Here is a 12546-nt window from a genome sequence, read left to right as displayed (position 1 = left end):
CGCCTTGCCCGGACCGGTACGTACCTCGCGCGCGTGCGACGGTCAGTCCATCCGTCGTGCGCCGCCCAGCAGCCCCGTCTCCGCATCGGTGGCCTGCGTCATCACGAACTGCCGGTCCCGTTCCGTGCACCAGAGGGTGACCCCGTCCGCCAGCGTCGACAGCGCCTGCGTCGCGGCGACCGGCAGATGAGCGATTCGCCCGATCTGCGCGGCCTCGTCGGGAGATACCCGCTGAATCCCCACCAGGGACGCCTTCTTCATCAATCCGGGGGCCACCGGACTCAGATACGGCAGCAGCGTCATCACCGACTGCCAGGGCCCGGACACCACTCGCCCGCGCGGCGGCCGCATCCCGCAGTCCCGCACCACGACCACCGGGCTGCCGGCCGAGGCGCCCTGCGGTGGCACCCGTCCCACGTCGTGCAGCGAAATGCACGGCTGGCCACCCCCGGCCGCCTGTGCGAGCCCCGTCCAGGCGTGGGCCCGGCCGGTCTCCACGACGATCCGGGCGCCGGTCGCGGCCGCCCGCAGGGCCAGCACCTGCGCCGTCCACAGCCCGCCGATCAGTGTGACGTCGTACGGCGTCGGCCGGTTGATGCCGAGCACGGCGGGCCGCCCCTCGGCGTCCACACCGATCACCATGCCGTCGTCGCCGAGCGGCAGGGCCATCGAGGCCAGTTGCTCGACGGAGACCGTGTGCCGGCTGCGACGCGGTCCGATCAGCCCGAAGCCCAGCCGGGCGCGGGCACTGGTGGGTACGGACATCAGCGGGTACCCCCGAGCGGCAGCGTGGCGAGCACACCGGGCAGCTGCTCGCGGTCGAGTCGCACCAGCGATGTCTTCACGCCACGCGCGGTGCGCTCCAACTCGTGCCGGGCGGTGAGCAGTTCCTCGTCGCTGCGTCCGGTGATCCGGACATGGCCGGCGATCGAGACCTCCTGCCGGTCGCCGTGTCCCAGCGTCAGGCTGAAGGTCGTGGCGAGCGCCGGGAGCGAGGTGAGCAGTGCGACCAGCTGCGGCATCGACGCCCCGCCACCGCTCGTCGCCCCGCCGAACTGCGGCCAGCGTCCCACCCAGTAGGTGGTGTGCCACCGGTCGTCGCAGCGCCACGTCCGCGCGTTCTCCTGGGTGCGCCGCGCCGGTGTGTGGGTCCGGCCCGCCTGCTCCATCGCCGACGGGCTGACGCAGGCCGAGGTCGCGATCGCCGACGTCAACTCCTGCTCGGTCAGCACCGTCGCGCGGAAACCGGCCCCCGTCAGTCTGCTGGCCAGCTGATCGGCAGCGCGTACGAGACACTTCTGCGCTCCCTCGACCCCGCCGCCGCGCGCCTGCACGGCCTCCGGGCAGAGCTCCGGGTCCAGCTTGAGCGCGATCCAGGTGATCCGGACCGCGGGCGATCCCGTCCGGGCCTGCAGCGGTGCGTAGTTGCGTGCCGCGACGGACTGCGGGGGCAGATGCGGAGCGGGCGCGGGCTGGGTGTGCTGCACGATCTGCGCCGACTCCAGGCGGATGCCGTCGACGTCGAGGACATCCCGGACCAGGGTCAGCGGCAACGGCTGTGCGGACCGGTCGGGCCGCAGGGCCGTGGCGTCCGACTCGATCTGCAGTACGGCCGTGAGGAACGTACCGTCGCCGATCATCCCGACCGGCCGCCGGTCACGGTCGCTGAACGAGTACGTGCGCAGCGCCGGGTCGCACTCGACGGCGGGCGCGATCCCCGGCTCAGTACCTGCGGGCAGCACCAGCGACGCGGCCCTGCGGGTACGCGCGCGCAGCGCGATCGCGGTGCCCAGCCATTCGGGCAGCGAACGGCGGTGCCTGCGGAGGACGGCGAGCAGCACCAGCGCAGTGGCGACCGCGCCGGCCGGAACCAGCAGCAGAGGCTCGATCACCCAGGACACGAGCAGCAGCGCAGCCGCGATCTCGATCAGTACGAGTTGTTGCAATCGGAACGAACCGAAGTGTCCGGGGCGTCCGTTCAGCCGCGGGACGGCTTGTCGGCCGGGGCCGGAGGAGCCGCGCGCCGGTCCGCCGGGCGGGTACGGGGAGGACGCCGCTCCGGTGGGTGTACGGGCTGCGGGGGGTGGTGCGTTCCCGGCCGGACGTGTCCGCGTCGCGGAAGACATCATTCCGGCATTCCCCCGTTCATAAGGCCCCCGTTTCGACCCGATCACCCCTGTCCCGCCGGGGCTTTGGCGGCTGGATCACCCTACCCGCCCCGCAGTCGCCCGGGGTCAGCAGGCATAGTAGGGGCCTGTCCGGCAGCGCGGTCCGGCATCCGGGGGGCCGGCGCAGGGGTCGGGGGACGCGAACTCCTGGAGCCGCGCGGGGAGACACGGGAGACACGCAGACTCATGACATCACGGCGGGATGAACTCAACGCGTACACCTTTGCGAAGAAACGCACGGTGGCGGCATTTCTCCAACCCTCGCCCACCGGCACCGAGGAGGGCGCGCCGCGCCCCCTGCGCGCCGTCCTCCCGAGCATGGTGGCCGGGGCGCTGATCCTCGCGGGCTTCGGGGCCTACGGCATGTTCAAGCCCACCGCACCCAAGGACTGGGACAAGCCCTTCACCAACGTGATCGTCGGCAAGCAGTCCACCACCCGCTATGTCGTGCTCACCACCGGCAAGGGCACGAAGAAGAAGACCCTGCTGCATCCCGTACTGAACCTCGCCTCCGCCCGACTGCTCCTCACCCCGCAGCAGTACGACGTCATCCAGGTACCCGACGACATCCTCGACGCGGGCAGCCCGCCGCGCGGACCGGTCCTCGGCATCCCGTACGCCCCCGACCGGCTGCCCGAGGCGAACGACGCGGGCACGGCCAAGCGGTGGGCCGTCTGCGAACAGCCCGGAGGCAAGGGCAACACCGTGCAGAAGGCCGCCTTCGTCTTCGCCGAACGCGACAACAGGCGGACCGACGGCGCCAACAGGCTCAGCGGTGGCGAGGTCCTGTACGTCAAGGGCCAGACCGGAGCCCGCTATCTCGTCGATGCGAGCGGCACCAAATACCGCATCGACGAGACCGCCGCCGACAACGGCCACCTGACCGGCGCCCTCGTCGGCAGCCGGCAGCCGCAGTCCGTCACCGACGACTGGCTGGCCACCCTGAACGACGGCAGCCCGATCGTCTTCCCGCAGATTCCCGGCACCGTCGGCGCGAACGCGCACATCCAAGGACAGCTCTCCACGGAGGAGAACAGGGTCGGCATGGTCCTGCGGACCCGTAACGGCGAAGGCACCACCCACTACGTGGTCCTCGACGGCAAGGTCCAGCCGGTCTCCGAGTTCACCGCCTGGCTGCTGATCAACTCCCCGCGGACCGCCGGCCTCGACCTGAACAGCGAGGCGCGCGCCGTCGGACTCCAGAAGTTCGTCCCGGACCCCGCTGCCTTCACCGGCCAGGCAGCACACTGGCCCACGCGGAAGACCGTCCAGGTGAACGCCGCCGACGGTGGCAGCGGCGACCACGACACCATCTGCAGCGTGCTGCGCAAGGTCGACGGCAACGGCCGCCCGACGCTCAGCACCTGGGCGGGCACCGCGTACCCCGCCTCCATCAGCGCCGGTGGCACCAGCACGTACGTCACCCCCGGCAGCGGCCTCCTCTACACCCAGTTCCGAGGGCAGCAGGCCAGCCCCGACGGCTCACTCTTCCTGGTGACCGACACCGGACTGCGGTACGCCGTTCAGGCGAACGGCGACAGCGACGCCGAGCGTTCCGACATCGGGGCGGGCGAGCAGCAGAACGGGACGGACGGCCGCCCCGAACCCAGCCAGGCGCAGATCAGGCTCGGATACGAGAAGGTGACGCCCGCTCTCGTCCCGCTCGCCTGGTCCGAGTTCCTGTCCAAGGGCCCGCGGCTCGACACCAACAGCGCTCGCCAGCCCCAGGGTTCGTGACCACGGCATTCGCGAAGGGCTCGTAGAAGTCGGGGGAGAGGAACAGATGTTGTACCGGAAGACGGCCCTGCTGACGGTGGCGGCCACCGCCGCGCTGGCCGCACTGGCGGCACCCTGGGCGGCGTACGCCGAGGAACACCCCGGCGACCGGGGCGACGTCGGGATAGACGGCAGCGGCGAATGCGCCTTCCCGATGAAGAAGCAGTACGAGGGACGCCCCTGGTCGCTGCAGCGGGTCCTGCTCGACGAACTGTGGCAGGACACCAAGGGCAGGGGCGTCCGCGTCGCGGTCATCGACACCGGCGTCGACAACACCAACCCGCAGCTGCAGACCGCCGTCGACGCCTCCGCGGGCGCCGACTACCTCAAGGGCGGCCGGAGCGACGGCACCGTCGACGAGGTCGGCCACGGCACCAAGGTCGCCGGCATCATCGCCGCCCGCCCCCGCAAGGGCACCGGCTTCGTCGGCCTGGCGCCCGAGGCCACGATCATCCCGATCCGCCAGAACGACGAGAAGAACAGCGGCAAGGACACCACCATGGCCGCCGCGATCGGCCACGCGATCGCCGAGGGCGCCCAGGTCATCAACATCTCCCAGGACACGACGAAGTCGCTGACCCCGGATTCCCCGCTGGGGAAGGCAGTGGCCAGGGCGCTCGCCAAGGACGTCGTCGTGGTCGCCTCCGCGGGCAACGACGGCATGGACGGCAAGCTGAGGAACACCTATCCGGCGGCCTTCGACGGCGTCCTCGCCGTCGCCTCGTCGGACCGCAACAACGAGCGCGCCGCCTTCTCCCAGGCCGGTACGTTCGTCGGCGTCGCAGCACCCGGCGTCGACATCGTCTCCACCGTTCCCGGCAACGGCCAGTGCACCGACAACGGCACCAGCTTCTCCGCGCCGTACGTCGCCGGGGTAGCCGCCCTGATGCGCGCCAAGTACCCGAAATGGACCGCGCCCCAGATCGTCGCCCGGATCGAGCAGACCGCCGAACGCTCCGTCACCGGCCACGACGACTTCGTCGGCTGGGGCGTCGTCGACCCGGTCCGCGCACTCTCCGGCGACGACACCCCGCAGGACACCCCGCACCCCGACCCGGCCCCGCCCCGGGCCCAGGCCCCCTCGCCCGCGCATCTGTCGCTGTCGGAGACCTCGCAGGAACGCAGCGAGCGGTACGCGACCTACGCCCTGGCCATAGCGGCCGTACTGATCTCCGTGGTCGCCGGTACCGCGACGGTCGTCCGCGATGTCCGGCGGCGACGCGGTTTGCGATGACAGCACCGCCCGGTGAAGTGGATCCCTCCCCATAAAGCGCAGTTGGGGAGAGATGACGAAGTGACTAGGGTGGTAGCTGACTTCACGTGTGTGACGGGGGAACGAGAAGTGGTCGCATCCGATTCAGAGGCGTGGGAACACTGCCATGCCCTTCCCCGTCCCCGCACTTCCCCGACTCCGCGACCGGAGCACACGGGGCAGGCAGGAACCCTGGCCGCGATGGGCGGACAGGACCGGGAACTCAGAGATAGGACCTCCGGATGACCAACCCCGCAGGTGGTTTCGGACTTGCCGACGATCCGATCGTCCAGGCGAAGAACAAGATCATCGAAACCGCGGAGCAGGTGTCCAAGCAGTCCAGGGAGTTGGCCGACATCCTCGCGACGGTCAGCGCGGGGTGGACGGGTGTCGGCGCCTCGGGATTCACATCCGCACAGATCGTGATCAACGAGGACCACGACGAGATCCGCCGGCTCCTCAACGTGCTCCTCAACGCGGTCGGCCAGACCAAGAACCTCAGCAACGCCAACGACGACGAGGTCCGCGCGGCCTTCAACGCGGTGAAGGAGCCGGCGTCGTCCGGCAACACCTCCGGGCTGAACGGCATCTGAGCCGCGCCGCAGCACCCTTCCGTACACACGCCGAGCACCGAGGAGCAGACAGATGGCGACCGACCCGAACACCAAGGTCAGGTACGAGAGCGTCCAGGAGATGGCGAACCGCATCCGTGTGGTCTCGCAGAACATCATCAAGGACCTCCAGGAGATGGATGCGGCACTGAAGGTCGTCACCGACACCTGGGACGGTGAGGCGCACGGGGAGTACGTGCACCTCCAGTCCAAGTACAAGGGCAAGGCGGAGCACATGAAGACCCGCCTGGAGCACGTCGCGAAGATCATCGAGTCCGGCAAGGACAGCTACCGCTCGACGGACGTGAAGGCCTCGCGCCTGTTCACCGAGGCGTACTGACCGCGGCACCGCACAGGCGGAAGGGGCACGCTCGTCGCAGCGTGCCCCTTCTCCCGTCCGTACGGTGTCCTACGTCAGGTCGAACTCGCCGTCCCGCGCACCCAGTACGAACGCCCGCCACTCGGCCTCCGTGTACCGCAGCACCGTCTCCGGATCCAGCGAGGACCGCATCGCCACGGCCCCGCCCGGCAGATGCGCGATCTCGACGCGCTCCTCGGCCTCTTCCGTACCGGGCGCACTCAGCCACTCGACCCCCGAGATGTCGAGTGCGTACAGCTCGTCCTTCTCCTGCTGCGTGCCCATCAGATGCCCTTCCTCTCCTGCGGCGGAACACGTTCGTCGCCCGCGTGCAGACTATCCCCGCTCCCACGGCCCACAGGCCCGGTATGGACAGCTTCCGACCGGCGGTGGTACGGACCGCGCGCCCCACACGGAAGCCGCGTCGCAGCATGTACGCGACGCGGCTGCGGTTGCCCGCGACGTTGCTGAGGCACTGGCCCACACCGTCGTCGGCCGGGAACCACTCCCGGTCCCCGCGGTTCAGCGCTGCTCCGGCAGCCGCCCGATCTGCACCAGCGGGTTCCCCCGCCGTCGGGAGGCGAAGTACCCGCGCCCGGGCGGCATCGGATGCCCCCGTACCGGCCCGATCAGATCGCCCTCGGACGGATCGCCGGACAGCACCACGCCCTGCGCCCCCAGCTCCTTGATGCGCTGCATGAACGACTCGTACATCGATCGCGAGGCTCCCGCCGAGTTGCGCGCGATGATGAACCGGACGCCCGTGTCCCGGGCGAACGGCAGATACTCCGCGAGCGGGGCGAGCGGGTTGCCCGCGTTCGTCGCCACCAGGTCGTAGTCGTCGACGACGATGAAGATCTGCGGCCCGGTCCACCAGCTGCGGTCGCGCAACTGCTGCGGGGTGACGTCCGTCGGCGGCTGCCGCCGCGAGAACACACCGGCCAGCGCCTCCATGTGCATCTGCATGGAGCTCGCCATCGGCGCGTACTCCAGCAGATGGCTCTCCGGCAGCGCGCCCAGCAGGGCCCGCCGGTAGTCGCCGACGACGAGCTTCGCCTCGTCGGGCGAGTAGCGCTCCGCGATCTGCTTCGCGATCAGACGCAGCAGATTCGTCTTCCCCGATTCGCTCTCGCCGAAGATCAGGAAGAACGGATCGGTCTCGAAGTCGACGAACACCGGTTCCAGGTCGGTCTCGTCGATACCGATCGCGATCCCGCGCTGCGGGAACTCGAAGCCCTTCGGCAGCTGCTCGGCGGGCAGTTTCCGCGGCAGCAGCCGTACGGCGGGCGCCGATGGACCCGCCCAGTTGGACTTCACCGTCTCGACGAAGCCCGCCGTGCCGTCGGAGAGATCCGCCGCGCTGCTCGTGGAGTCGATACGCGGCAGTGCACCCATGAAGTGCAGCTTCTCCGGGACCTGGCCACGTCCCGGCACTCCCTGCGGAACGTTCACCGCGACCCTGCGGTCGAACTCGGAGTCCATGACGTCGCCGAGCCGCAGTTCGAGCCGGCCGAGGATCTGGTCCTTGAGCGCGGCGCGCACCTCCATGTACCGGGCGGCCGTGATCACCACGTGGACGCCGTACCCGAGACCGCGCGAGGCGATGTCGGTGACGACCTGCTCCAGCATCTCGTACTCGGCCCGGAAGCCGCCCCAGCCGTCGACGACCAGGAACACGTCGCCCCACGGCTCGCCCGGCAGTTCACCGAGAGCGCGCCTGCGCCGGTACGTGGCGACGGAGTCGATGGAGTGGGCTCGGAAGAACTCCTCGCGCCGGTTCAGCACCCCTGCGACCTCGGCGACCGTACGCCGCACCCGCTCCGGATCCAGCCGCGACGCCATCCCGCCCACATGCGGCAGCTCCGCCAGTGAGACCAGTCCGCCACCGCCGAAGTCGAGTCCGTAGAACTGCACTTCGTGCGGGGTGTGGGTGAGCGCGAACGACGAGATCAGCGTCCGCATCATCGTCGACTTGCCGGACTGCGGACCGCCGATCACCATCATGTGGCCCGCCGCACCGGAGAAGTCCCGGTACAGCACCTCACGCCGCTGCTCGAACGGCTTGTCGATGAGACCGAGCGGAACGGTCAGCCCACCCGGCCGTGTGTACTCCGTCGCCGTGAACCCCCGGTCCGCGGTCGGCGCGAGCCCCGGCAGCAGCTGGTCCAGCGTCGGCGCCCGGTCCAGCGGTGGCAGCCACACCTGATGGGCGGGCACCCCCTGCCCCTCGAGGCGCCGCACGATCACATCGAGGACCGTGTCCGCGAGCGCGTCGTCCTCCGTACTCGTCCGCGAGGCGACCACATGCGCCGGGTCCGGCGCCGCGTACACCACCGGCACCGGCAGTGCGCTGAACACCGCGGGCCGCCGCTCGACCGGCAGCGTCCCCACCGACAGATCGGGCCCACCTGTGCGGTACGTCCCCGACACGTACGCCGCCTTGAACCGGGTCATCTCGTCCGTACCGAACTTGAGATAACCGGAACCCGGCACCGACGGCAGGTGATACGCGTCGGGCACCCCCAGCGCCGTACGCGACTCGGCGGCCGAGAAGGTCCGCAGCCCGATCCGGTACGAGAGATAGGTGTCCAGACCGCGCAGCTTGCCCTCCTCCAGGCGCTGCGAGGCGAGCAGCAGATGCACACCCAGCGAGCGGCCGATGCGACCGATCTGGATGAACATGTCGATGAAGTCCGGCTTGGCTGCCAGCAGTTCGGAGAACTCGTCGATGACCAGGACCAGCGAGGCCAGCGGCTCCAGCGCCGCGCCCGCCGCCCGCGCCTTCTCGTAGTCGTGGATGTTGGCGTAGTTGCCGGCCGACCGCAGCAGTTCCTGCCGCCGCTGCAGCTCACCGCGGATCGCATCACCCATGCGGTCGACGAGCGTCAGATCGTCCGCCAGGTTGGTGATGACCGCCGCCACGTGCGGCATGTGCGACATCCCGGCGAACGTCGCACCACCCTTGAAGTCCGCCAGCACGAAGTTGAGCGTCTCCGAGGAGTGCGTGACCGCGAGCCCCAGGACCAGCGTCCGCAGCAGCTCCGACTTGCCGGAACCGGTCGCACCGACACACAGTCCGTGCGGACCCATGCCCTCCTGCGCGGCCTCCTTCAGATCCAGCATCACCGGCTGACCGTCCTCACCGACCCCGATCGGCACCCGCAGCCGCTCGGAGACCGACCGCGGCCGCCAGGTGCGCGCCACATCGACCGCCCCCGCGTCGCCGAGGTTCAGCAGGTCCGTGAAGTCCAGGTTGGCGAGCAGCGGTTCGTCGTCGTCGCCCCCGCCCATCCGCAGCGGTGCGAGCTGCCGGGCCAGCGCCTCGGCCGCGGGCAGCGACATCCCGTCCGGCACACCCTCGTACGCCAGTCCCGCCCCCGACTCCAGCCGCAGCAGTCCCGGCCGCACCACCACCGACAGCCCGCCGCGCGGCTCGTCCAGCTCACCCGGGACGACCTCGACGATCGTCACACCCTGCAGCCCCTCGGCCGCCGCGAACAACGAATCCGGCGGCACCATCCCGCCGTCGAGGACCACCACGATGTGCGGCTGGTCCAGCAGCGGCTGACTCTCCCGCCCGAACCGCGGCCGCCCCTCCAGCCGGCTCGCCAGCAACTGCTCCAGCTCACCCAGATCGTCGCCGAACAACCGCTTCGTACCTGCCCCGTCGAGCTGCCCGGGCACCTGCGCGTGCGGAAGCCACTTCGTCCAGTCCCAGCGTGCCACCGCACCCGGTGCGGCCACCACGGCGACCATCAGATCCTCGGGGGAGTGCAGCGTCACCAGCTGCGCGACCAGCGCCCGCGCCGCCGACTGCGCCGCCTCCGGCTGACCGGAGACCGTCACGTGATAGAAGGCCCGCATCGACACGGCCATCGGCAGTCCGTCCAACGACCCGTGCACCGCGAGGAATTGCTGCATCGCCCCCGCACACATCGGCTCCAGCTCATCCACCGGCGCGGTGTCCGGGGCGATCAGCGGAGTCGACAGCTGCTGCGCCCCGAGCCCGACCCGCACCTGCCCGAAGTCGTTGTCCCCGACCCGCCGTTCCCACACCCGGCTGCCCTCGGCGACCACCGACCACAACTGCTCAGGAGCGGGCTGCAGATACAGCTGCACGTCGCGCTGGGCGCGCGCGGTCCGGCGCACCGTACGCCGCGTCTGCGCCAGGTATTTGAGGTAGTCGCGCCGCACATCTGCCATTTGCCCCTGCGTACCGCGGCGGTGGCGGACGAGCTGGGCGATCACCATGCCGACGGTCGAGACAAGCATCAGAACGCCCATGATGCGCATGAACGGAGGAGCCTGCGGCGAGAAGAAGAAGACCACCGACGAGCCCATGCCGAGCACCGGCAGGATCTGCATCAGCATGCCCTCCTGCTGCCCGCGCGGCAGTTCGGGAGGGGCCTCCAACGTCAGTTCGTCCGTGGGCACTTCGGGCGGCAGGGACCGCGGAGGTCGTTTCACGACGATCTGGCTCACCGGAACATCAATCCCTCGGTACGGACGGGCGGAAGACCGGTCGAACCCGCACCGAAGCCCCCCGTGGCTGCCTTTGCTTGCGGACGTCCCTCCGCGCGACGGTGATCCTACTTGCCGATCACCTTTCCTCCTCCCGGTAGGGTGGCGCGCGCACCGTGCGCAACCGCGAATCAGGGGGACCAGACACGTGAGTACGACTGCAGCGACGGGCTTCTGCCGCGTCACTGTCGTGGCGCCCGACAGCCGTATCGACGTCGCCCTGCCGGAGGACATCGCAGTCGCCGACATCTACCCGGAGATCCTCCGTCTCACCGGCCAGACCCAGGCAGCCGGCCACCCCACCGGCTACCACCTGGTGCGCCGCGACGGCACGGTGCTCGACGGGGCGCGCACGCTCGCCGCCCAGCAGGTGCTCGACGGCGAACTGCTCAGCCTGCGCCCGTTCGCGCAGTCACTGCCGCCCGCCGTATTCGACGACGTGTCGGACGCCGTCGCCTCGGCCGTCACCCGGGACCGCCACCTGTGGAGCGACGAACTGCTGCGCGGCGCCGGTCTGCTGGGCGGCGTACTGCTCCTCGTGCTGATGGGCTTCGTCCTCTGGTTCGCCGACCCCGTCCGGCACGACATGCACAGCCTGCCCGGCATCATCGCGGGCTCCGCCGGACTGCTGCTCACCGCGTTCGCGGGGGTACGCGCCCGGGTCTACGGGGATCGCGCCACCGCCGTCGCACTCGGCCTCGGCGCGCTGCCCCTCGTACTCATCGCAGGCTCCGGCATCATCGGCCCGGACGCCGGCCAGGGCCCCGGACGGCTGCAGTTCCTGCTCGGCTGCGTGGCCGTCCTGGTCGCGTCCGTCGTCCTGGTCGCTCTGACCCCGAGCGGCGACGCCCCGTTCGTCGCGGCGACCTTCGTCGCCACCGTCGGCACCCTCGCCACCTTCGTCGCGATCCTCACCGGGGTCTCCGCCACCGGGACCGCCGCGGTCTGCGCCCCGGTCGCCCTCGGCCTCGTCGCCTTCCTGCCCGGCCTCTCCGCCCGCTTCGCCCGGCTGCCCATCGGTTACGCATCGCCACGCACCGCCCCGGGGGGTTACGACGACAGCTTCGCGGACCCGAACGCCTCCCCGGAGCCCGAAGGCGTCCCCGTCGACGCCGACCGCATCGCCGCCCAGGCCCGCCGCGGCCACGAGATGCTGCTCGGTCTGGTCGGCGGCTGCGCGGCCGTCGTCGTCGGGTCCGCCGCCGTCCTGGGCTTCTCCGGCAACGTCTGGGGCCGGCTCCTCGCCCTCGCCGCCGGACTCGCGATGCTGCTGCGCGCCCGCCTCTTCCGCTACACCTCGCAGGTCGCCTGCGTCCTGGTGGCGGGCATCGGCGCGGTCGCCCTGCTGGTCCTCGGCCTCTCCCTGAAACCGCCGGCCGACCTGGTGAGGGAGCTGGCCCGGTACGGGGACAGCGGCTCCCTGGACATCCGAACGGTCTGGCTCTCCGCGGCCGTGGCCGCGGGCGCCGCACTGCTGACGGCGATCGGTCTGATCATTCCCCGTAAGGGGCTCTCCCCGTTCTGGGGCCGCCTCCTCGACCTCACGGAGAGCGCCCTCCTCCTCTCCCCGGTCCCGCTCTGCCTGGCAGTACTGGACGTCTTCGCCAGGGCGCGAGCCCTCACCGGCTGAACCGAGCTCGGCCGGGCACAATCAAGCCCGTCCGGCGATGGAGGACAAACCGGCACCCGGACGTCTCTCACCAGCCCCCGGCAACCCGGCTCTGCCGGCCTGGTACGCTGTGTGACGGCCGTTTGTGTACGCGCTCCCGGATCATCCTGAGGGCTGCGCTCATCGGACCTTCGTCCTCGAGTAACGGAAGACCCCCTGAGATCAAGACCAGGGGCACTCGTGGGCGCATC

General features: G+C 70.6%; 9 protein-coding genes. 5 read left to right on the top strand and 4 right to left on the bottom strand.

Annotated elements, in window-relative coordinates:
- Positions 1 to 42 precede the first annotated feature (42 nt).
- Both OHA88_RS15745 and eccE read right to left on the bottom strand, forming a co-directional pair.
- A complete protein-coding gene (locus OHA88_RS15745) occupies positions 43 to 765 on the bottom strand; it encodes a hypothetical protein (RefSeq protein WP_328626005.1) in 723 nt (240 codons plus the stop codon).
- On the bottom strand, positions 765 to 2126 hold the full coding sequence (gene eccE, locus OHA88_RS15740) for a type VII secretion protein EccE (protein WP_443044374.1): 1362 nt from the start codon (positions 2124 to 2126) through the stop codon (positions 765 to 767). Before eccE ends, OHA88_RS15745 begins: the two co-directional genes overlap by 1 nt.
- Before the next feature lie 228 nt (positions 2127 to 2354).
- On the opposite strand from eccE, the gene eccB reads away from it, so the two are divergent.
- From eccB to OHA88_RS15720, 4 genes are all read left to right on the top strand, one after another.
- The gene (eccB, locus tag OHA88_RS15735; RefSeq protein WP_328626003.1) at positions 2355 to 3905 is read left to right on the top strand and encodes a type VII secretion protein EccB; all 1551 of its coding nucleotides are present in this window, start codon (positions 2355 to 2357) and stop codon (positions 3903 to 3905) included.
- Positions 3906 to 3951: 46 nt separating this feature from the next.
- On the top strand, positions 3952 to 5178 hold the full coding sequence (gene mycP, locus OHA88_RS15730) for a type VII secretion-associated serine protease mycosin (RefSeq protein ID WP_328626002.1): 1227 nt from the start codon (positions 3952 to 3954) through the stop codon (positions 5176 to 5178).
- 260 nt (positions 5179 to 5438) lie between these two features.
- A complete protein-coding gene (locus tag OHA88_RS15725; RefSeq protein ID WP_030979817.1) occupies positions 5439 to 5789 on the top strand; it encodes a WXG100 family type VII secretion target in 351 nt (116 codons plus the stop codon).
- Positions 5790 to 5841: 52 nt separating this feature from the next.
- The gene (locus tag OHA88_RS15720) at positions 5842 to 6147 is read left to right on the top strand and encodes a WXG100 family type VII secretion target (RefSeq protein ID WP_030979818.1); all 306 of its coding nucleotides are present in this window, start codon (positions 5842 to 5844) and stop codon (positions 6145 to 6147) included.
- 69 nt (positions 6148 to 6216) lie between these two features.
- On the opposite strand, the gene OHA88_RS15715 is transcribed toward OHA88_RS15720, so the two are convergent.
- Both OHA88_RS15715 and eccCa read right to left on the bottom strand, forming a co-directional pair.
- A complete protein-coding gene (locus tag OHA88_RS15715; protein ID WP_030933207.1) occupies positions 6217 to 6450 on the bottom strand; it encodes a DUF397 domain-containing protein in 234 nt (77 codons plus the stop codon).
- A 237-nt stretch (positions 6451 to 6687) separates the two neighbouring features.
- Positions 6688 to 10647 carry a type VII secretion protein EccCa gene (gene eccCa, locus OHA88_RS15710; protein ID WP_328626001.1) on the bottom strand — a complete coding sequence of 1320 codons (3960 nt, stop codon included), beginning with the start codon at positions 10645 to 10647 and terminating at the stop codon, positions 6688 to 6690.
- A 187-nt stretch (positions 10648 to 10834) separates the two neighbouring features.
- Here eccCa and eccD point away from each other — a divergent pair, with 187 nt between their 5' ends.
- Positions 10835 to 12316, top strand: a complete 1482-nt coding sequence (eccD, locus tag OHA88_RS15705) for a type VII secretion integral membrane protein EccD (RefSeq protein ID WP_328626000.1) — start codon at positions 10835 to 10837, stop codon at positions 12314 to 12316.
- Positions 12317 to 12546 lie beyond the last annotated feature (230 nt).

It is taken from the genome of Streptomyces sp. NBC_00353 (genome assembly GCF_036108815.1).
Taxonomy (GTDB): Bacteria; Actinomycetota; Actinomycetes; order Streptomycetales; family Streptomycetaceae; genus Streptomyces.
The sequence above is the reverse complement of the archived record's forward strand: the minus strand, read 5'-3'. Positions and strand labels throughout refer to the sequence as shown.